The 20,308-nt window shown below is 46.9% G+C and carries 22 protein-coding genes, 1 riboswitch and 1 other annotated feature; of the genes, 19 read left to right on the top strand and 3 right to left on the bottom strand.

Annotated elements, in window-relative coordinates; all coding sequences use genetic code 11:
- Positions 1 to 99 precede the first annotated feature (99 nt).
- From proG to BSI_RS09925, 10 genes are all read left to right on the top strand, one after another.
- Positions 100 to 918, top strand: coding sequence for a pyrroline-5-carboxylate reductase ProG (gene proG, locus BSI_RS09880; RefSeq protein ID WP_003239085.1), 819 nt, complete (start codon positions 100 to 102; stop codon positions 916 to 918).
- A 127-nt stretch (positions 919 to 1,045) separates the two neighbouring features.
- Positions 1,046 to 1,870: a D-aminopeptidase DppA gene (gene dppA / locus BSI_RS09885; RefSeq protein ID WP_003239084.1), complete on the top strand. Its 825-nt coding sequence runs from the start codon at positions 1,046 to 1,048 to the stop codon at positions 1,868 to 1,870.
- 15 nt (positions 1,871 to 1,885) lie between these two features.
- Positions 1,886 to 2,812 carry a dipeptide ABC transporter permease DppB gene (dppB, locus tag BSI_RS09890; RefSeq protein ID WP_003239083.1) on the top strand — a complete coding sequence of 309 codons (927 nt, stop codon included), beginning with the start codon at positions 1,886 to 1,888 and terminating at the stop codon, positions 2,810 to 2,812.
- Between the two features lie 5 nt (positions 2,813 to 2,817).
- Positions 2,818 to 3,780, top strand: coding sequence for a dipeptide ABC transporter permease DppC (gene dppC, locus BSI_RS09895; protein WP_003239082.1), 963 nt, complete (start codon positions 2,818 to 2,820; stop codon positions 3,778 to 3,780).
- A 4-nt stretch (positions 3,781 to 3,784) separates the two neighbouring features.
- Complete coding sequence (gene dppD, locus BSI_RS09900; protein ID WP_003239081.1) at positions 3,785 to 4,792, top strand: dipeptide ABC transporter ATP-binding subunit DppD; 1,008 nt, start codon at positions 3,785 to 3,787, stop codon at positions 4,790 to 4,792.
- A 2-nt stretch (positions 4,793 to 4,794) separates the two neighbouring features.
- Entirely contained in the window at positions 4,795 to 6,444 is a 1,650-nt protein-coding gene (gene dppE, locus BSI_RS09905) for a dipeptide ABC transporter substrate-binding protein DppE (protein WP_080030835.1), read from the top strand.
- Between the two features lie 87 nt (positions 6,445 to 6,531).
- A complete protein-coding gene (locus tag BSI_RS09910) occupies positions 6,532 to 7,491 on the top strand; it encodes a S66 peptidase family protein (RefSeq protein ID WP_032732114.1) in 960 nt (319 codons plus the stop codon).
- Positions 7,488 to 8,588: an L-Ala-D/L-Glu epimerase gene (gene ykfB, locus BSI_RS09915; RefSeq protein ID WP_003239078.1), complete on the top strand. Its 1,101-nt coding sequence runs from the start codon at positions 7,488 to 7,490 to the stop codon at positions 8,586 to 8,588. The genes BSI_RS09910 and ykfB overlap by 4 nt, the downstream gene beginning before the upstream one ends.
- Complete coding sequence (eepC, locus tag BSI_RS09920; RefSeq protein WP_003239077.1) at positions 8,585 to 9,475, top strand: gamma-D-glutamyl-L-lysine dipeptidyl-peptidase; 891 nt, start codon at positions 8,585 to 8,587, stop codon at positions 9,473 to 9,475. The genes ykfB and eepC overlap by 4 nt, the downstream gene beginning before the upstream one ends.
- Positions 9,476 to 9,487: 12 nt before the next feature.
- Complete coding sequence (locus tag BSI_RS09925; RefSeq protein ID WP_003239076.1) at positions 9,488 to 10,477, top strand: ABC transporter ATP-binding protein; 990 nt, start codon at positions 9,488 to 9,490, stop codon at positions 10,475 to 10,477.
- Positions 10,478 to 10,512: 35 nt separating this feature from the next.
- On the opposite strand, the gene pgl is transcribed toward BSI_RS09925, so the two are convergent.
- A complete protein-coding gene (pgl, locus tag BSI_RS09930; protein ID WP_003239074.1) occupies positions 10,513 to 11,562 on the bottom strand; it encodes a 6-phosphogluconolactonase in 1,050 nt (349 codons plus the stop codon).
- Between the two features lie 89 nt (positions 11,563 to 11,651).
- Positions 11,652 to 12,512: a dimethylarginine dimethylaminohydrolase family protein gene (locus tag BSI_RS09935; protein WP_003239073.1), complete on the bottom strand. Its 861-nt coding sequence runs from the start codon at positions 12,510 to 12,512 to the stop codon at positions 11,652 to 11,654.
- A 189-nt stretch (positions 12,513 to 12,701) separates the two neighbouring features.
- Between BSI_RS09935 and BSI_RS09940 the strand changes: the two genes are divergently transcribed.
- Complete coding sequence (locus tag BSI_RS09940) at positions 12,702 to 13,220, top strand: acyl-CoA thioesterase (protein ID WP_032732170.1); 519 nt, start codon at positions 12,702 to 12,704, stop codon at positions 13,218 to 13,220.
- A gap of 247 nt (positions 13,221 to 13,467) precedes the next feature.
- The gene (gene hmpA, locus BSI_RS09945; protein ID WP_003239070.1) at positions 13,468 to 14,667 is read left to right on the top strand and encodes an NO-inducible flavohemoprotein; all 1,200 of its coding nucleotides are present in this window, start codon (positions 13,468 to 13,470) and stop codon (positions 14,665 to 14,667) included.
- A 79-nt stretch (positions 14,668 to 14,746) separates the two neighbouring features.
- On the opposite strand, the gene BSI_RS09950 is transcribed toward hmpA, so the two are convergent.
- Positions 14,747 to 14,977: a hypothetical protein gene (locus tag BSI_RS09950; RefSeq protein WP_003239069.1), complete on the bottom strand. Its 231-nt coding sequence runs from the start codon at positions 14,975 to 14,977 to the stop codon at positions 14,747 to 14,749.
- Positions 14,978 to 15,130: 153 nt separating this feature from the next.
- Here BSI_RS09950 and BSI_RS09955 point away from each other — a divergent pair, with 153 nt between their 5' ends.
- The 7 genes from BSI_RS09955 to proB all read left to right on the top strand — a co-directional run bounded on the left by BSI_RS09955 (position 15,131) and on the right by proB (position 20,297).
- Complete coding sequence (locus BSI_RS09955) at positions 15,131 to 15,862, top strand: DUF421 domain-containing protein (protein WP_003239068.1); 732 nt, start codon at positions 15,131 to 15,133, stop codon at positions 15,860 to 15,862.
- Positions 15,863 to 15,953: 91 nt separating this feature from the next.
- Positions 15,954 to 16,481: a DinB family protein gene (locus tag BSI_RS09960; protein ID WP_003239067.1), complete on the top strand. Its 528-nt coding sequence runs from the start codon at positions 15,954 to 15,956 to the stop codon at positions 16,479 to 16,481.
- A complete protein-coding gene (locus BSI_RS09965) occupies positions 16,471 to 16,986 on the top strand; it encodes a GNAT family N-acetyltransferase (protein ID WP_003239066.1) in 516 nt (171 codons plus the stop codon). The genes BSI_RS09960 and BSI_RS09965 overlap by 11 nt, the downstream gene beginning before the upstream one ends.
- Positions 16,987 to 17,019: 33 nt before the next feature.
- Positions 17,020 to 17,131, top strand: a riboswitch (guanidine-I (ykkC/yxkD leader).
- A gap of 78 nt (positions 17,132 to 17,209) precedes the next feature.
- On the top strand, positions 17,210 to 17,548 hold the full coding sequence (gene ykkC / locus BSI_RS09970) for a multidrug efflux SMR transporter subunit YkkC (RefSeq protein WP_003239065.1): 339 nt from the start codon (positions 17,210 to 17,212) through the stop codon (positions 17,546 to 17,548).
- On the top strand, positions 17,548 to 17,865 hold the full coding sequence (ykkD, locus tag BSI_RS09975) for a multidrug efflux SMR transporter subunit YkkD (RefSeq protein ID WP_003239063.1): 318 nt from the start codon (positions 17,548 to 17,550) through the stop codon (positions 17,863 to 17,865). Before ykkC ends, ykkD begins: the two co-directional genes overlap by 1 nt.
- 70 nt (positions 17,866 to 17,935) lie before the next feature.
- Positions 17,936 to 18,838 (top strand): formyltetrahydrofolate deformylase, encoded by a 903-nt coding sequence (gene purU, locus BSI_RS09980; RefSeq protein ID WP_003239062.1) that lies wholly within the window; start codon positions 17,936 to 17,938, stop codon positions 18,836 to 18,838.
- 87 nt (positions 18,839 to 18,925) lie between these two features.
- Positions 18,926 to 19,136: a binding site (T-box leader), on the top strand.
- Between the two features lie 63 nt (positions 19,137 to 19,199).
- Positions 19,200 to 20,297: a glutamate 5-kinase gene (gene proB / locus BSI_RS09985; RefSeq protein ID WP_003239061.1), complete on the top strand. Its 1,098-nt coding sequence runs from the start codon at positions 19,200 to 19,202 to the stop codon at positions 20,295 to 20,297.
- Positions 20,298 to 20,308: the final 11 nt, after the last annotated feature.

The raw sequence follows: 20,308 nt of genomic DNA, 5'->3' as shown, positions 1-20,308 counted from the left end.
TAAACAAAAACTGTGGGATAAAAATGAAAAGATTATGGGAAATTGTGAAAAAGGGCGGAAAACGGTACACTCTTTATTATATATGAAAGGACTGAGTCGATGGAACAGATTGGATTGATTGGATATGGCAGCATGGCCGATATGATCGCCAGGCAGCTGTTGAAGCATGGAAAAATAAAGGAGAATGAGCTTTTTATTGAAACGAGAACGAAGGGGGAGCGGCTGAAGGCGCTGATCTCAGATTATCCAAACGTATCGGCTGATTCGCTTGAGAACTGGGCGGAAACGTGCCGTTTGATTTTTATATGTGTCCCGCCGCTCCATGTCATCGAAACATTGCGCCGTCTGCACCCGTATGTGAACAGGAATACTCATATCGTATCCATTGCCGCCGGCGTGCCGCTGCGCCTTTTGGAGGCTGAAACAGAAGCCGGTATATCACGTGTCATTCCTGCCATTACGTCCGAAGCAGAAGCAGGCATCTCGCTTGTCGTTCACAGTGAGGCATTGACAGCGGATAAAAAAGAACGTCTGAATGAATTGCTATCGGTTTTCAGCAGTGTACGAGAAATCAAAGAATCAAATTTGGATGCCGCCAGCAATTTGACGAGCTCGGCACCCGGGTTCATAGCTGCCGTCTTCGAAGAACTGGCGCTGTCTGCGGTGAGAAACAGCAGCCTGTCCAAAGAAGAAGCCTTTGATTTTCTGATTCACTCTCTATACGGAACTGGCAAGCTGCTGATCGAAAAGAATATGTCTTTCGAGGAAACGCTGGGGCGTGTCACAACGAAAGGCGGAATTACAGGGGAGGGTGCTGAGGTCATACGCGCCTCAGTGCCGGAAGTTTTTGATCAGGTGTTTGAAAGAACCCTGAAAAAATATAAGCTGCTTACAGAACAGACAGAGAAACAGAAATGAATCCTTGAAAGAGGATTCTTTTTTATCATTGAATCGTTGTGATTTTCCCCAGTTATATTGCATTTTTCCTCTTTTTTTAATATAATTTGTTAGAATATTCATAATTTAGTAAAAAAGGAGGAGCGTTATGAAACTGTACATGTCAGTAGATATGGAAGGTATTTCGGGTCTTCCGGACGATACCTTTGTGGATTCCGGCAAGCGCAATTATGAACGCGGACGGCTCATCATGACTGAAGAAGCAAACTACTGTATTGCCGAAGCGTTTAACAGTGGGTGTACTGAGGTGCTGGTCAATGACAGCCATTCGAAGATGAATAATCTGATGGTTGAAAAGCTTCATCCTGAAGCAGACTTGATTTCCGGTGACGTCAAACCATTTTCAATGGTAGAGGGGCTGGATGATACGTTTACAGGCGCTTTGTTTCTCGGTTATCATGCGAGAGCTTCCACTCCCGGTGTGATGTCACACAGCATGATTTTCGGCGTCCGGCATTTTTACATAAACGATCGGCCTGTCGGTGAGCTTGGGTTAAATGCATACGTTGCCGGTTATTATGATGTCCCGGTGTTAATGGTAGCCGGAGATGACCGGGCGGCGAAGGAAGCGGAAGAGCTCATTCCGAATATTACGACAGCCGCTGTCAAACAAACCATTTCAAGATCCGCAGTGAAGTGTTTGTCTCCTGCGAAAGCCGGCCGGCTGCTGACAGAAAAAACCGCATTTGCCCTGCAAAACAAAGACAAAGTCAAACCGCTCACACCGCCTGACAGACCGGTTTTGAGCATTGAATTCGCCAATTACGGACAGGCAGAATGGGCGAATCTGATGCCGGGAACTGAAATCAAGCCGGGAACCACAACCGTTCAATTTCAGGCGAAGGACATGCTTGAAGCCTATCAGGCGATGCTTGTCATGACTGAGCTTGCGATGCGGACATCATTCTGCTAAAGGGGTGTTGAGGCTTTGGCGCGATACATGATGAAGCGTTTTTGGGCAATGGCAGCTACGATTTTGGTGATTACCACCCTGACTTTTGTTCTCATGAAGGTCATTCCCGGATCTCCTTTTAACGAGGAGCGAGGCACAAATGAAGCCGTTCAAAAAAATCTCGAAGCCTACTATCACTTAGACGATCCTCTCATTTTCCAATACATCATCTACCTAAAATCCATCATTACATTCGATTTCGGACCTTCAATTAAAAAACCGTCAGACAGCGTAAATGATATGCTGGAACGCGGATTTCCCGTTTCCTTTGAGCTTGGAATGACAGCGATTGTCATTGCTGTGATCTCCGGGCTCGTGCTGGGCGTAATCGCTGCGCTCCGCCGCAATGGCTTTTTGGACTACGCCGCGATGAGTTTGGCGGTACTCGGCATCTCCATCCCGAATTTTATTCTGGCAACATTGCTCATTCAGCAATTTGCTGTCAATCTCAAACTATTTCCCGCTGCCACATGGACGAGTCCGATCCACATGGTGCTTCCGACCGCAGCGCTTGCAGTAGGGCCAATGGCAATTATCGCCAGGCTGACGCGGTCAAGCATGGTCGAAGTCCTGACGCAGGATTATATCCGCACAGCAAAAGCAAAAGGGCTTTCTCCGTTCAAAATTATCGTAAAACACGCACTCAGAAATGCACTTATGCCCGTCATTACCGTTCTGGGCACACTCGTTGCCAGCATCTTAACAGGAAGCTTTGTTATTGAAAAAATCTTTGCCATTCCGGGAATGGGAAAATATTTTGTTGAAAGCATTAATCAGCGGGACTATCCCGTGATTATGGGAACGACCGTTTTTTACAGCGTCATTCTGATCATCATGCTGTTTTTGGTCGACTTGGCCTACGGTCTGCTGGACCCGCGCATTAAACTGCATAAGAAAGGGTGAAGCGTGTGAATCTCCCTGTACAAACAGATGAACGCCAGCCAGAGCAGCACATTCAGGTGCCCGATGAATGGTTTGTCTCGAATCAGGAAAAAAATCGAGAAGCCGATTCGGTCAAGCGGCCGAGTTTGTCATACACGCAGGATGCTTGGAGGAGGCTGAAGAAAAATAAATTAGCGATGGCTGGACTTTTTATTCTTTTATTTCTTTTTGTCATGGCAGTTATCGGACCCTTTTTATCACCCCATAGTGTCGCGCGCCAATCGCTGACCGAACAAAATCTCCCGCCCTCAGCCGATCATTGGTTCGGCACCGATGAGCTCGGCCGGGATGTGTTTACCCGAACATGGTATGGAGCGAGGATTTCGTTATTTGTCGGAGTGATGGCAGCGCTGATTGATTTTGTGATCGGTGTCATTTACGGGGGCGTTGCCGGCTATAAAGGCGGCAGGACTGACAGTATCATGATGCGGATTATCGAAGTGCTGTACGGGCTGCCGTATCTGCTCGTTGTCATTTTGCTGATGGTGCTGATGGGGCCGGGGCTAGGCACTATTATTGTGGCGCTGACTGTAACCGGATGGGTCGGCATGGCGAGAATTGTTAGAGGCCAGGTGCTTCAAATTAAAAATTATGAATATGTACTCGCCTCGAAAACCTTTGGTGCGAAAACCTTTCGCATCATCCGGAAGAATCTGCTGCCGAATACAATGGGAGCGATTATCGTACAAATGACATTAACCGTACCTGCCGCTATATTCGCAGAATCATTTTTAAGCTTTCTCGGCCTCGGCATACAGGCTCCTTTTGCCAGTTGGGGTGTAATGGCGAATGACGGTCTGCCTACGATTTTGTCTGGGCATTGGTGGCGCCTGTTTTTTCCGGCCTTTTTCATTTCCTTGACGATGTATGCGTTTAACGTACTGGGGGACGGATTGCAGGATGCGCTCGACCCTAAGCTGAGGAGGTAGCTGTATGGAAAAAGTTCTGTCAGTCAAAAATCTGCACGTTTCGTTTACGACTTACGGCGGGACGGTTCAGGCGGTCAGAGGGGTGAGCTTTGATTTGTATCAAGGTGAAACCTTTGCAATCGTCGGCGAATCAGGCTGCGGCAAAAGCGTTACCTCCCAAAGCATTATGGGACTGCTTCCGCCTTATTCGGCGAAGGTGACAGACGGCAGCATTTTATTTAAAAACAAAGACCTTTGCCGTCTCTCTGACAAAGCAATGAGAAGCATAAGGGGAGCCGACATTTCTATGATTTTTCAAGACCCGATGACGGCGTTAAACCCGACGCTGACTGTCGGAGACCAGCTGGGGGAAGCGCTCCTGCGCCACAAAAAAATGAGCAAAAAGGCGGTACGGGAAGAGGTGCTTTCTATGCTGTCATTGGTCGGCATTCCCGATCCCAAAGAGCGCCTGAAGCAGTATCCCCACCAATTTAGCGGCGGCATGAGACAGCGGATTGTCATTGCAATGGCGCTAATTTGCGAGCCAGACATCTTAATCGCAGATGAACCGACCACTGCCCTTGACGTGACCATTCAGGCGCAGATTTTGGAGCTGTTTAAAGAGATTCAGAGAAAAACCAATGTGTCTGTCATTCTGATTACACATGATTTAGGGGTCGTTGCCCAGGTTGCTGACAGAGTCGCAGTCATGTATGCCGGAAAAATAGCGGAAATCGGCACGAGAAAAGATATTTTTTATCAGGCGCAGCATCCATACACAAAAGGGCTGCTGAACTCTGTCCCGCGGCTGGATTTGGATGGCGCGGAGCTGATTCCGATCGACGGAACGCCGCCGGATTTATTTTCACCTCCGCCAGGCTGCCCATTTGCCGCCCGCTGTCCGAACAGGATGATCGTATGTGACAGGGTATACCCGGGCCAGACCATCAGATCTGACACGCACACCGTCAACTGCTGGCTGCAGGATCAGCGGGCCGAGCATGCGGTGCTGTCCGGAGATGCGAAGGATTGAACATGAAAAGGGGGAAGAGGATGAAACGAGTGAAAAAGCTATGGGGGATGAGTCTTGCATTAGGACTCTCGCTTGCGCTGATGGGATGTACAGCAAACGAACAGGCCGGAAAAGAAAGCGGAAATGATAAGGCAAAAACAAGCGGAGAAAAGGTGCTGTATGTAAATAACGAAAATGAACCGACTTCGTTCGATCCGCCGATCGGTTTTAATAATGTGTCGTGGCAGCCGCTAAATAACATCATGGAGGGGCTGACGCGTCTTGGCAAAGAGAATGAGCCTGAACCGGCAATGGCGGAAAAGTGGTCTGTATCAAAAGATAAAAAAACCTACACATTTACGATACGGGAAAATGCGAAATGGACAAATGGAGATCCGGTAACTGCCGGAGACTTTGAATATGCGTGGAAACGGATGCTAGATCCGAAAAAAGGCGCCTCCTCAGCATTTCTCGGCTATTTTATTGAAGGCGGCGAAGCGTATAACAGCGGAAAAGGGAAAAAAGACGATGTGAAGGTGACGGCAAAGGATGATCGAACACTTGAAGTAACGCTTGAAGCGCCGCAAAAATATTTTCTAAGCGTCGTGTCCAACCCGGCTTATTTTCCGGTAAACGAAAAGGTCGATAAAGAAAATCCAAAATGGTTTGCTGAGGCGGATACATTTGTCGGGAACGGTCCGTTTAAGCTGACGGAATGGAAGCATGATGACAGCATCACAATGGAGAAAAGTGATACGTATTGGGATAAAGATACCGTGAAGCTAGATAAGGTGAAATGGGCGATGGTCAGTGACAGAAATACAGATTACCAGATGTTTCAGTCTGGGGAACTGGACACCGCTTATGTCCCTGCTGAATTAAGCGATCAGCTGCTGGATCAGGATAACGTCAGCATTGTTGACCAGGCGGGCCTGTATTTCTACCGGTTTAATGTAAACATGGAGCCGTTCCAAAATGAAAACATCAGAAAAGCCTTTGCGATGGCTGTGGATCAAAAGGAAATTGTAAAGTACGTCACGAAAAACAATGAAAAACCGGCGCGTGCGTTTGTATCGCCCGGATTTACGCAGCCTGACGGCAAGGATTTCCGTGAAGCGGGCGGAGATCTGATCACGCCAAATGAAAGCAAAGCGAAGCAGCTGCTGGAAAAGGGCATGAAGGAAGAAAACTACGATAAGCTTCCTGCAATCACCCTTACTTACAGCACAAAGCCGGAGCATAAAAAGATTGCCGAGGCTATCCAGCAAAAATTAAAAAATACCCTTGGGGTCGACGTGAAGCTGGCCAATATGGAATGGAACGTATTTTTAGAGGATCAAAAAGCACTGAAATTCCAATTCTCTCAAAGCTCATTTTTGCCTGACTACGCGGACCCTATCAGTTTTCTCGAAGCCTTCCAAACAGGAAATTCGATGAACCGCACAGGCTGGGCCAATAAAGAATACGATCAGCTGATCAAGCAGGCGAAACATGAAGCCGATGAAAAAACACGTTTCTCCCTGATGCATCAAGCGGAAAAGCTATTGATGAATGAAGCCCCGATCATCCCGGTTTATTTCTATAACCAGGTCAACCTGCAAAACGAAAATGTGAAGGGAATTGTCCGGCATCCTGTCGGCTATATCGATTTAAAGTGGGCAGATAAAAACTAACAACGGCGATTAAGAAAATACTGCTTCTTTATGCGAAGGAGCGGTATTTTTTCTCTTTCCTGCACGTATACGTAGGGTGCAGAGCAAATGAAAGGAGTGATTCAGTTGAATCACAAGCCGAAAGCGCTGAAAAAGGGTGATACAGTCGGAGTAATCGCGCCCGCAAGCCCGCCGGATCCAAAAAAGCTTGAAACCGCGCTTTTATTTTTAGAAGAGCTCGGTCTTCAGGTGAAACTGGGCAAGGCACTGAAAAACCAGCACGGCTATTTAGCGGGACAGGATGATGAGCGGCTGGCTGATCTCCATGAGATGTTCAGAGACGAGGAGGTAAATGCAGTGCTGTGCGCATGCGGGGGTTTTGGGACAGGACGTATCGCCGCCGGCATTGATTTCAGCTTAATCCGCAAACATCCCAAAATCTTCTGGGGATACAGCGATATTACGTTTTTACATACTGCTATCTATCAAAACACAGGCCTTGTTACCTTCCATGGCCCGATGCTCAGCTCAGATATTGGCCTCGACGACGTCCACCCGCTGACAAAAGCGTCGTATGAGCAGCTTTTCCAAGAGACGGCATTCACCTATACAGAAGAGCTTTCTCCGCTGACGGTACTTGTTCCCGGAAAAGCGGAAGGCGAGCTTGTCGGGGGAAATCTGTCTTTGCTGGCGTCTACACTGGGCACGCCGTTTGAAATTGATACGAGAGGAAAGCTTCTGTTTATTGAAGATATTGACGAGGAGCCATATCAAATCGACCGGATGCTGAATCAGCTAAAAATGGCAGGAAAGCTGACGAACGCCGCCGGCATTCTTGTTTGTGATTTTCATAACTGTGTCCCGGTGAAGAGGGAGAAGTCCCTCTCGCTTGAGCAAGTGCTCGAAGACTATATTGTATCGGCGGGCAAGCCTGCTCTGAGAGGATTTAAAATCGGCCACTGCTCACCGAGTTTCGCCGTTCCGATCGGTGCGCAAGCTGCAATGAATACAGCACAAAAAACTGTCGTCATCGAGGCGGGCGTTTCAGAAGGAGCGCTGAAGAAATGAAAATCACTCGAATAGAAACAAGCCGAATCGCCGTTCCGCTCATAAAGCCGTTTAAAACCGCGCTTCGCACTGTGTATACGGCTGAATCTGTCATTGTAAGGATCATTTATGACAGCGGCGCAATCGGATGGGGGGAAGCGCCTCCGACGATGGTGATTACAGGAGACAGCATGGATAGCATTGAAAGTGCAATTCACAATGTCTTGAAGCCGGCACTGCTTGGAAAAAGCCTGTCCGGCTGTGAGGCCATTTTGCATAACATACAGCATCTCCTTACAGGAAACCAGAGCGCTAAGGCGGCTGTGGAAATGGCGGTATACGACGGCTGGGCGCAGATGTGCGGATTGCCGCTGTACCAAATGCTCGGCGGATACCGAGATACGCTGGAAACGGATTATACCGTCAGCGTCAACTCACCTGGTGAGATGGCAGCGGATGCCGAGAATTATCTCAAACAAGGCTTTCAAACGCTGAAAATAAAGGTCGGCAAAGATGATATCGCAACAGATATCGCCCGTATCCAGGAAATCAGAAAACGTGTCGGACCCGGCGTAAAACTTCGTTTAGACGCCAATCAGGGGTGGGCGCCGAAGGAAGCAGTAACAGCGATTCGGAAAATGGAGGATGCCGGTCTTGGGATTGAGCTTGTCGAGCAGCCTGTCCATAAAGATGACCTCGCTGGGCTTAAAAAGGTAACAGATGCGACAGACACGCCGATTATGGCCGATGAAAGTGTTTTTACGCCGCGGCAGGCATTCGAAGTTCTTCAAACCAGGAGCGCTGACTTGATCAATATTAAATTGATGAAAGCGGGCGGCATCAGCGGAGCGGAGAAAATCAATGCCATGGCTGAGGCGTGCGGGGTGGAGTGCATGGTCGGCAGCATGATCGAAACAAAGCTGGGCATTACGGCCGCGGCACATTTCGCGGCAAGCAAAAAAAACATCACACGCTTTGATTTTGACGCGCCGCTGATGCTGAAAACAGATGTAATCAAAGGCGGCATAACATACAGCGCCAGCACGATTGCGATGCCTGACAGACCAGGTCTCGGAATCACCGGAGCTGCGCATTTGAAAGGGGAAATAGAGCAATGATGCACACTGTCATATCAGCTGTGGCCAACATCTGGACATCGCCTGATTCTCCGCGTCCATCAGATCAAGTGATGATCCGTCCGACCGTATTGATCAGAGATTGGCTGGAACGCATGACATATGATGAGCGGCTTGGATTATGTACAGACAATGTGATCCAAACTCAGGTTCTCTTTGGCGAAAAGGTACTGGTGACGGCGGAACAGGGTGAATGGGTTTCTGTGATCGTGCCGAGCCAGCCATCCCGAAAGGATCCACGCGGATATCCGGGCTGGATGAAAAAGAACCAACTGAAAAAAACAGATCCGATCCATACACAAAACAATGTCATGATTAGCAAACCTGCTGCCTTTTTGTACAAAAGCAATGGAGAAAAGGAGATCGAATTGAGCTTTTTGACTGTCCTGCCCTTCATTGCAGAAGAAAACGGATATTTTAAAGTTTCAACCGCTTTTGGGGAAAGGTTTGTGAAGCTGACTGATGCAGTGCCTGTCCGCGAACAGAAAGGAACTGCTGAAGACATCATTCAAACGGGGGCGGTTTTTCTCGGACTTCCCTACCTGTGGGGAGGGATCAGCGGGTTTGGGTTTGATTGCTCAGGGTTTATGTACAGTATATTTAAGGCCAATGGATACTGTATCCCCCGTGATGCTGGAGATCAGGCAAAGGCGGGGGAGGATGTCCCGCTTGATAATATGAAAGCCGGTGATCTGCTGTTTTTTGCTTATGAAGAAGGAAAAGGAGCGATTCATCACGTCGGTTTGTATGTAGGCGGCGGGAAAATGCTTCATTCTCCAAAGACAGGGAAATCAATCGAAATCCTTACATTAAAAGAGACCATCTATGAAAAAGAACGATGTGCGGTGCGCCGCTGTTTTTCAGAATAAGGAGGGAGACTAATGACGCCACTGCCTTTGTTAGAGGTCAGCCAGCTGAAAATGCATTTTGACGCAGGGAAAAAGCGGACAGTCAAAGCCGTCGACGGGGTCACCTTTCAGATTCATGAAGGAGAAACGTTCGGGCTAGTCGGTGAATCAGGATGCGGGAAATCAACCTTGGGGAGAGTGCTGATGCGCCTTTATCAGCCGACAGATGGAAGTGTGACATACCGCGGCACAAATCTTCATGCACTGAGTGAAAAAGAGCAGTTTGCCTTCAACCGCAAGCTACAGATGATTTTTCAGGATCCTTATGCTTCACTTAACCCGCGCATGACCGTTCGAGAAATTATTTTGGAGCCGATGGAAATTCACAATCTATATAATACCCATAAAGCGCGGCTTCTCGTTGTGGACGAGCTGCTTGAGGCAGTGGGGCTTCATCCCGATTTTGGCAGCCGTTATCCCCATGAATTCAGCGGCGGACAAAGACAGAGGATTGGGATTGCAAGAGCACTGTCGCTGAATCCTGAATTTATCGTGGCAGACGAACCGATTTCTGCACTTGATGTCTCTGTTCAGGCGCAGGTGGTCAACCTGCTGAAGCGGCTTCAAAAAGAGAAAGGGCTCACGTTTTTATTTATTGCCCATGATCTTTCGATGGTGAAGCATATCAGTGACAGGATCGGTGTCATGTACTTAGGGCACATGATGGAAATTACAGAGAGCGGAACACTGTATCGTGAACCGCTGCACCCCTATACAAAGGCGCTTTTGTCCTCGATTCCGATTCCAGATCCTGAATTGGAGGACAAGCGTGAGCGTATCCTTTTAAAAGGGGAGCTGCCGAGCCCGGTCAATCCGCCGAGCGGCTGCGTGTTTCGGACCCGCTGTCCGGAGGCAATGCCTGAATGCGGGGAATCCCGTCCCCAGCTTCAAGAAATCGAAGCCGGCCGATTTGTCGCTTGCCATTTGTATCGAAATGCTGAGACGAAAGAAAAGGTGAGATAAACAAAAAAGACTGGCTCTGAAGCCAGTCTTTGCTTTTATGATTGATGTAAAAATTTCACGCAAACCGGGTAAGGGACAGAAACAGTTGATGGAAGCACTGTCAATCGGCCGGTTTCTTTGTCTCTTTCAAACAGCACAAGGTTGCCTGTTTCTTCATTTGATGCAACAAGGAACGCTTCCGTTGGATCAAATACAAAGTCACGAGGCCAGTTGCCTTCTGTTGAGACTCTTTCCACGAAAGCCAGCTCGCCTGAGTATTGATTCACTTCAAATACAGCGATACTGTCATGGCCGCGGTTTGCGACGTAAACAAAACGGCCGTCCTGTGTGACATGAATGGCACTTCCCTGGCTGTTATCTGTAAAATCATCAGGGATGGCAGAGACGACATGGATTTCTCGGAATTCGCCGGCAGTCGGATTGTATTCAAGCGCAATCACTTCATTGCTTAATTCTGTCATCACATAAGCATATTTTTCTTTCGGATGAAAAGCAATATGGCGAGGTCCTGCGCCGGGAGCGAAAGAATGGGTTCCGGATTCAGTCAATACGCCGTCTTTCAGCTTATAGGTGTAAAGCTTATCTGTTCCTAAATCAACCGCTACGACATAGTTGTGTTCAGGTGTGAATCCCGCGTAGTGTGTATGCGGCTTTTCCTGTCTTTCGTGCGGCCCTTTTCCTGTGTGGGCAGCTTCTGCAGCAGGAGCTTGTAAACTTCCGTCGCCTTGGACAGGAAAAGCGTGTACCTTTCCGCTGTGATAATTGGCAGTCAATACGAATTGATTTTGATCATCGACGCTTACGTGGCATGGTGATGGGCCGTCAATTAACTGATGATTCAGAAATGTTAATTCACCGCTGTTTTTATCGATTTGATAGGCAGCAACTCCGCCTTGGCCGTCTGCTTTTTCAATTGAATAAAGAATGGTGTTGTCTTTATTCGGCGTCACATATGTCGGATTGCCCAGCTTAGCGGCAAGCTTTGGCTCGCTGAGTGTTTTTTTCTCAGTATCAAGCTCAAATGAATAAATCCCTTCGCTTCCGCCTTTTGTATATGTTCCGACATATCCTATGTACTTTGTCATGCGATTTCCCCCTTAAAAATGATGTCACCTTTATATTAACGTATCTTGATAAAATAAGCTGTTCAAAACATGAAAAAGGGGAATATTCTTCATTCACCGCGAATCAGCGGCATCGTACAGCATCTGAAGGAGCCGCCTGACTTAATAATTTCTGACAGGTCGATTTCGATGATGTGATAGCCTCTTTTCGATAACTGTTGATTGACATGGCGGTTGCAAGGGAGGCTGATGATCGTTTTTCTCCCGATAGAAAGAACGTTGGTGCCAAGCGTAAATTGTTCGTCCTCGGGCACCTCGATGAGATCATAACGTTTTGCCAGCATTTCTGCAGCCTCTGGCTCAAGGGCTTTAGGATAAATTAGTGCTTCGCTTTCAGATACGATGTTAAATACGCAGTCCAAATGCAAAAATTTTTCATGCAGCTGTACTGGAATGACCGTATATTCAGGAAGCGCCTCTTCCAGCTGGCCGGTGGCTGACATGTCTGTACGCTGGCTGATTCCGACGTAGACTGTATCACCATCGATGATGACGTCACCGCCTTCAATGCTTGTATCAAGCATACGGGTGTAAGAAATGCCTTGACTGTGAAAAAACTCTTTTATGACGGCTTCTTCCCCTTGACGAATCGGTTCAGTCATGCTCGAGAGGAAGGCTTTTTCTCCGATGACAAACCCTATGTCCCGGGTGAAGACCTGCTCGGGGAGTCCGTCGCGGACGGGCAAAAGGATGACCTCAATGTTGTGTGACCTGAGTGCTTCAACCAAGCGGCTGTGCTGGTCGGTGGCGGTTTTGACATGAATATTGTCATTTTCAAAATGTTTTTGTGTTTCGTTTATGACATCTTTTATGGTCATATGCTCCGGTCTGCATAAAATCACTTTCTGAAGTGTGCCGTATTCTGTTTGGCATACCGTTTTGTGCTGGTGTTTCGGGATGGATACGTCCATTTGTTTCTCCTCCTGACCGTGTGAAGAATACATTTATTATTCCCTCATCATGAAAATCATTAAACGTTTTGGAAAGAAAACCTGACAGACAAACCATTTTAAATTTTAGACAAATAGCAGAGAATATTGTTTAATAGGAGAATATGAGTGCATTTAGCTAAAAGATCAGACATCAAAGGGGAGAAAGGTATGGAAACACCGGAAACAAAATTTTGTAAAGAGTCAAAGGTTGTAAAAACCAGCAGGGTGTTCCCGCTTGATACAAACAACCATAATACGCTGTTTGGCGGAAAATTAATGAGCTACATTGACGATATTGCCTCTATTTCCGCGGCGCGCCATTGCAGACGGGAAACAGTAACAGCTTCGATGGACTCTGTAGATTTTCTGAAGCCGATCGGGCAAAAGGATTCTGTCTGCCTAGAGTCATATGTGACATGGGTCGGCACATCTTCCATGGAGGTGTTTGTAAAAGTCATTAAGGAGCATCTGATGACTGGCGAACGGGAACTTGCCGCGACATCCTTTTTGACATTTGTCGCATTAGATTCAAATGGCAAGCCGGTGCCTGTACCGAGAGTTGTACCGGAAACAGAAGAAGAAATCATGCTGCACAATACAGCAGTTCAGCGAGCTAATGAACGAAAGAACCGCAAAAAACACAGCCAGGCGCTTGCAAATGCGCTCGGAACTGATAAGCCTTGGTAATCGTTAAACCCAAAACATGATGTTGTTTTGGGTTTTTTTGTGCTGTTCATCTTTCCGATGGTGATAATTACAGCGGTTAGTCCGTTTTTGCTAGGGGATTCTATAAAAAAGCAACATTTGTCACGTTAAATTGATAATTTTGTGACAATTTTATTAAAGATTCATTTTGAATATATCTTTTATTTGTGACATCATGTATTTTAAAGATATATTTTAAATACATCTTTTTGAAGGGATTGTTTAAACGATGTTAGATAATAAAACAATCGAAATCATTAAAAACACTGTACCCGTATTACAACAGTATGGAGAAGCGATCACTGGCCGTTTTTACGATCTGATGTTCCAAGATCATCCAGAACTTTTGAACATTTTTAATCAAACAAACCAAAAGAAAAAAACACAGCGCACTGCACTTGCAAATGCCGTTATTGCAGCTGCGGCAAATATTGATCAGCTCGGAAATATCATTCCGGTCGTGAAACAAATCGGCCATAAGCACCGCTCTATCGGAATTAAGGCTGAACATTATCCGATCGTCGGCAAATATTTGCTGATTGCGATTAAAGATGTTCTGGGAGATGCTGCGACACCTGATATTATGGAGGCATGGGAGAAAGCGTACGGAGTAATCGCTGACGCGTTCATCGGAATTGAAAAAGAAATGTATGAGGAGGCGGAGCAGCAAGCTGGCGGCTGGAAGGAGTATAAGCCGTTCGTCATCGCGAAAAAAGAGCAGGAAAGCAAAGAAATTACATCCTTCTATTTGAAGCCGGAAGACGGCAAGCCGTTACCTGAATTTCAAGCAGGGCAGTATATCAGCATCAAAGTACGGATTCCTGACTCTGAATATACGCATATTCGTCAATACAGCCTGTCTGATATGCCGGGAAAAGACTATTATCGAATCTCAGTGAAGAAAGACGGTGCCGTATCTTCCTATTTACACGATGAGCTGCATGAGGGAGATTCAATAGAGATCAGCGCACCGGCAGGAGACTTTGTTTTAGATCCTTCATCACAAAAAGATCTCGTTCTGATCAGTGCCGGAGTTGGCATTACACCAATGATCAGCATGCTGAAAACGTCTGTTTCCAAGCAGCCTGAACGGCAGATTCTGTTCATTCATGCCGCGAAAAACAGTGAATATCACGCATTGCGTCATGAGGTAGAAGAAGCGGCAAACCATTCTTCTGTCAAGACAGCATTTGTGTATCGTGAGCCAACAGAGGAAGACCGTGCAGGTGATCTTCAATTTCACGAAGGACAAATTGATCAGCAGTTCCTCAAAAAACTGATTGCCAATACAGATGCGGATTATTATATTTGCGGTTCACCGTCATTTATTACGGCAATGCATAAACTTGTATCAGAACTTGGATCAGCGCCAGAGTCTATCCATTACGAGCTGTTCGGCCCGCAACTAAGTTTGGCACAGTCCGTTTGAACACATACATGAAACTCTTCTCCTTTCTGAGAAGAGTTTTTTTTTATTGAGATAGAAGAAGGCGGACAAGCGCCTGCTTCTACATCCGGACAATCACTGATCCGCCGCCGCTGCTTGTGCATACACGGTTTTGCTGTTCTTGCATCGTTCTCAGCAATTCATTGTTTACCTCAATCGCTCTGATTAGCTGCTCCATTCTTAGCTCTAAACCGGCTAGCCTGTCGATTGTCTGCTGCTGCTGATAGCCCGCGGAATGAGGAGCCGATGGAAGATCATAGGGCCAATGGGTATTCGTCTTCTGATACTTCATATTGTGCCTCCAATCTATGTTGCTTTCTATTATGATATGTGCCAAAGAAGTGCACGTTCGCCTATTTAACACTGAATAAAAGGGTTATGCATAGCGGCTCTGCCTCAGGGCAAAATAGGCTCAATATGACTAGCGTGATGGAGGTAAAGACCGGTGTTGTGGATCGTATGGGCATTTTTACTGAAGCCAGTTATCGTATTTTCGATTGCGTATATTCTGTTTCGGCTTGCCGGTAAAAAAGCCGTATCACAAATGAACAATTTTGATCTGCTTTTGACCTTCGCAATCGGAACCATTATCAGTGAGCCGATTCTTACATCCAGGCTGCCGATGTCGATTTATTACGCGGGCACTTTTTTAGTGCTTTATCTTCTGATGAGCAAGCTTGCTCTTTCTAATAAATGGCGATGGCTGCTGGTCGTAAGCCCGACTGTCTTAATCAGAAACGGGGATATTGATGAACGCGGACTGCGTAAAGAAAGGCTGACTGTTAATGAACTGCTCGGAAAGCTAAGGGAAAAGGGCTATGCCGATCCGGCTGACATTGATCTTGCCATCATTGAAGAAACGGGAGAAGTGAGCGTCATTCCAAAAGAGGAAGCGAGAGCGGTGCAAGTGCGGGATTTGAATATGGAAGCTGAACGGAATTTTATCCCGATCCCCCTCATACTGGACGGTGAAATCCTTGATCATAATTTGAAGTACCTCCAAAAAAATCGAGCCTGGCTGTTTGAGAAGCTTGAGGAAAAAGGATACAGCTCCAAACTGCTGTCCTCGATCACACTTGGCACGATGAATGACCGCGGCGATATATCGCTTGATTTGAATACTTCAAACGAACCGCGGCATGATCCGTATTTATATAAACCGGGAAATAACAATTAAGATTGCTCTCTATTTTTAACGAGAGCTTTTTTCTTTTTTAAAGGGAATTTTTGTTTGGCGTCAAATGTACCTAGTTAGGAGGGGAACAAACATGAAGGACTTATTCATTAGAAACGACATGGCGCCGACGGTCAGTCTGCTGTATTCCGCAGTGGAAGAAAACACTCTCCGTCTGGCTTCTATCGTAAGCCGCATGACACACAGTGAACTGTATTATAGGGGGCGCTGCCAAACAAAAAACAGCACGGCTCAGCTTTTGCACCATATCGCAAATGTTGATATCAGATGGGTCTGGCGTATCAAGGAAAACCGGATACCGGATCATATTGAACAGGTATACGGCCCGATGACAGATGAAAACGGACGGCTCCCTGAACCGGAGAACCAGCCCGGTTTAGATGAACTCCTGAGAAGACATCAACATGTGGTAAACGAGCTGAAATCGATATGTTTCACCTTAACTGAAGATGATTTGCACAAGCCGCTTTCTTACGATAATGACACCGTGACTGTAAGGTGGGGCATTTGGCACATGGCGGATCATAACCGCTATCATCAAGCACATATTGAAGCCCTCAAAAAAGAATGGAAGCAGGATTTGGCGGAATATGAGCGCTAAAACGAAGCTTGTGACCGATCGCATTCGTTTGCGCTGTATGGAAGATCGGGATCATGCTTCTTTGCTCGAGCTTTTTAACGATCCTGACGTCATGAAATATTATTCCGGTTTAAAAGATAAAAGGCAAACCCGCGAGTGGATCAATTGGAACAAAAGAAATGAAAAAGGGTACGGCGTCAGTCTGTGGATCGCCGAAGACATACGGACAGGGGATTTTTTGGGTCAATGCGGCATCGTGCCCCAGCAGATCGAAAATCAGACAGTAATGGAAATCGGTTATATGTTTGCACGCCGCCACTGGGGGAACGGCTATGCGCAAGAAGCGGCTCGAGCCTGCCTGGACTACGGCTTCAACGAGCGGCAGTTCGGCAAAATGGCGGCTATGATTGACCCGGATAACAAAGCGTCCATACGGGTAGCGGAGAAAATCGGCATGCTATACAGCAGAACGATCAGAAAGTGGAATAAACCAATCGCGGTATATGAAAGAAAATCTTACATTTGAAAGAAAGTGTGAAGTTGTAGTATCATAGTGTCAGGTAAAGTTTTCTAGGGTTCCGCATGTCAATGGACATGGACTGGTCCGAGAGAAAACACATACGCGTAAATAGAAACGCGTATGCACACGGAGGGAAAAAAGCCCGGGAGAGTCAATCTCATGTGAGACGACTGTCCGGGGTTTTTTTTGTTTTCGGAGAATCTTACTGGAAAGAAAGGAATGACTTGTAATGAAATGGGGATTAGTCGTGCTTGCCGCCGTTTTCGAGGTTGTTTGGGTGGTAGGCTTAAAGCATGCTGACTCAGCTTTAACATGGAGCGGCACAGCCGTCGGCATCATAGTCAGCTTTTATCTTTTAATGAAGGCGACAAACAGTCTGCCTGTCGGAACCGTGTATGCCGTCTTTACCGGACTCGGAACAGCTGGAACAGTGCTGAGTGAAATCATTCTGTTTCATGAGCCGATCGGATGGCCAAAGCTTTTGTTAATCGGCGTGCTCTTAATCGGTGTAATCGGATTGAAGCTTGTGACACAGGATGAGACAGACGAAAAAGGAGGCGAGGCATAATGCTGCACTGGATCAGTTTATTGTGCGCGGGCTGTTTGGAGATGGCCGGCGTGGCCCTTATGAATCAATATGCGAAAGAAAAAAACGTGAAATGGGTGCTGTTGATCATTGTTGGTTTTGCCGCATCATTTTCCTTGCTGTCGTATGCAATGGAAACCATTCCGATGGGTACCGCTTATGCTGTCTGGACTGGAATTGGCACCGCCGGCGGAGCGCTTGTCGGCATCCTCTTTTACAAGGAGCCGAAAGACGCCAAACGGATCTTCTTTATCGCTTTGATCTTATGCTCAGCCGTTGGTTTAAAAATTCTGTCATAAATTGATTTTTATCAAATCTTCAGTATAATGGATAAATAGTTTAGACTTACAAAGATAAGAGGGATTATTCATGAAATCATATATGACTCAGCGGTTAAACGAATACCGTGACGGGAATGAGGATAAAGGTCGCCTTTTGGTCAGCTGTCCCGATCAGCCTGGTATCGTTTCTGCGGTTTCCGCGTTTTTATTTGAACACGGCGCCAATATTATAGAATCCAATCAATATACGACAGATCCTGAAGGCGGCCGTTTCTTCCTGAGAATCGAATTCGACTGTGCGGGCATTCGTGAGAAAAAAGACACACTGCAGGAGGCGTTTGCGTCAATTGCGGAAAAATTCGACATGACATGGAGCTTAACATTGGCAAGCGAGCTGAAGCGTGTCGCCATTTTTGTCTCAAAGGAGCTTCACTGTCTGCATGAGCTGATTTGGGAATGGCAAACCGGCAACCTTATGGCGGAAATCGCTGTTGTCATCAGCAACCATGAAGAGGCGAGAGAGCTGGTTGAGCGGCTGAACATTCCATTCCACTATATGAAAGCGAACAAAGACATCAGAGCGGAAGTCGAAAAGAAGCAGCTTGAACTGCTTGAGCAATACAATATTGATGTGATCGTTCTTGCACGCTATATGCAGATCTTAACTCCTGATTTTGTTTCGGCTCATCCGAATCGCATCATCAATATCCATCATTCGTTCCTGCCTGCTTTTATCGGTGCGAATCCGTACAAACGGGCTTACGAGCGCGGCGTGAAACTGATCGGAGCGACATCTCACTATGTCACAAACGATCTGGACGAAGGGCCGATCATTGAACAGGATATTGAGCGTGTGGATCACCGTGACAACACGGACGCCCTTAAAAATATCGGCAGAACGATTGAGCGCAGCGTGCTTGCACGTGCTGTAAAATGGCATTTGGAAGACCGCGTCATCGTTCATGAAAACAAAACAATCGTCTTTAACTAGACGGCAAGATGCCCGCGCCATGCGGGCTCTTTTTGATGGCAAAAATCCTTGACAAGTGTCCTTTTTCTTTGCATAATATAAAAAAATCATTGAGCGTTGAAGAGGATTAGTAAGCAGACCTTTCTGTGACAGAGAGCAAAATGAATCGCTGAAACATTTTGCCGCATGAAACCTGCTGAACCTGCCTTGGAGTCTTAGGGGGAAAACCTAGGCGCGTAACCTGGCGTTACAGGAAAGCGGAGCGTGCATAAGTGCGTTCAATCAAGGTGGTACCACGGAAACCCATTTCGTCCTTATGAATCAGGATGAAATGGGTTTTTTTATTGTAAGTTGGCTGGCGAAGAGCCGCGGAGGAGAATAAATGAAAAAACAAAGAATAGTAGTGAAAATAGGAAGCAGTTCGCTCACGAATAGCAACGGAAGCATTGATGAGGCAAAAATCAGAGAGCATGTTCAGGCCATTTCCCTGTTGAAGAAAGCGGGACATGAAATGATTCTGATTACCTCGGGAGCCGTAGCGGCGGGGTTTTCCAGCCTCGGTTATCCGTCCCGTCCCGTTACCATTAAAGGAAAACAGGCGGCGGCCGCGGTCGGACAAACACTGTTGATGCAGCAATATATGAATCAATTTAAACAATACGCACTGACTCCGGGACAAATCCTGTTAACGAGAAATGATTTTTCGAAAAGAGAACGGTATCGAAACGCGTATGCAACGATTATGGAATTACTGGAGCGCGGTGTCATTCCGATTATCAATGAAAACGATTCTACATCTGTTGAAGAATTGACCTTCGGGGATAATGACATGCTTTCTGCGTTAGTCAGCGGATTGATTCATGCGGACCAGCTCATGATTCTCACTGACATCAACGGGCTGTATGATGCCAATCCGAATGAAAATCCTGAGGCGAAACGATTTGATTATTTGCCGGAGATCACGCCTGAATTACTGGGGTATGCCGGTTCAACCGGATCAAAAGTCGGCACCGGCGGTATGAAATCAAAGCTGTTAGCCGCACAAACCGCGCTGTCTCTTGGAGTGAAAGTGTTTATTGGAACAGGCAGCGGAGAGCAAAAGCTGGCGGACATTTTGGACGGCAGGGGAGACGGCACTTATATCGGAGACAAAGATCTATCCTCGGTTAACAACACGAGACAGTGGATTCAGTTCCACTCGCCGATATCAGGTGAGATCCTCATTGATGCTGGTGCCGAGGAGGCGATGATCCATAACGGAAGCAGTCTGCTGCCGGCTGGCGTTGTGGGCGTGAACGGAAGCTTTCCGAAAGGGGCGGTCGTGGAAGTCAAGGGACCGGGCGGGGTGATCGGCAAAGGCCAAACTCATTACTCCTCCGAGGAGATTATGGAGGCCAAAGGCAAACGAAGTGATGAACTTGATTTTGAGAAAACGTTTGAGGTGATCCACAGGAATGACTGGGTCAATTTAAAAGACTAGGAGGCGGAAAA

It is taken from the genome of Bacillus inaquosorum KCTC 13429 (assembly GCF_000332645.1).
Lineage (GTDB): Bacteria > Bacillota > Bacilli > Bacillales > Bacillaceae > Bacillus > Bacillus inaquosorum.
This window is presented reverse-complemented; position numbering and strand designations above follow the sequence as displayed.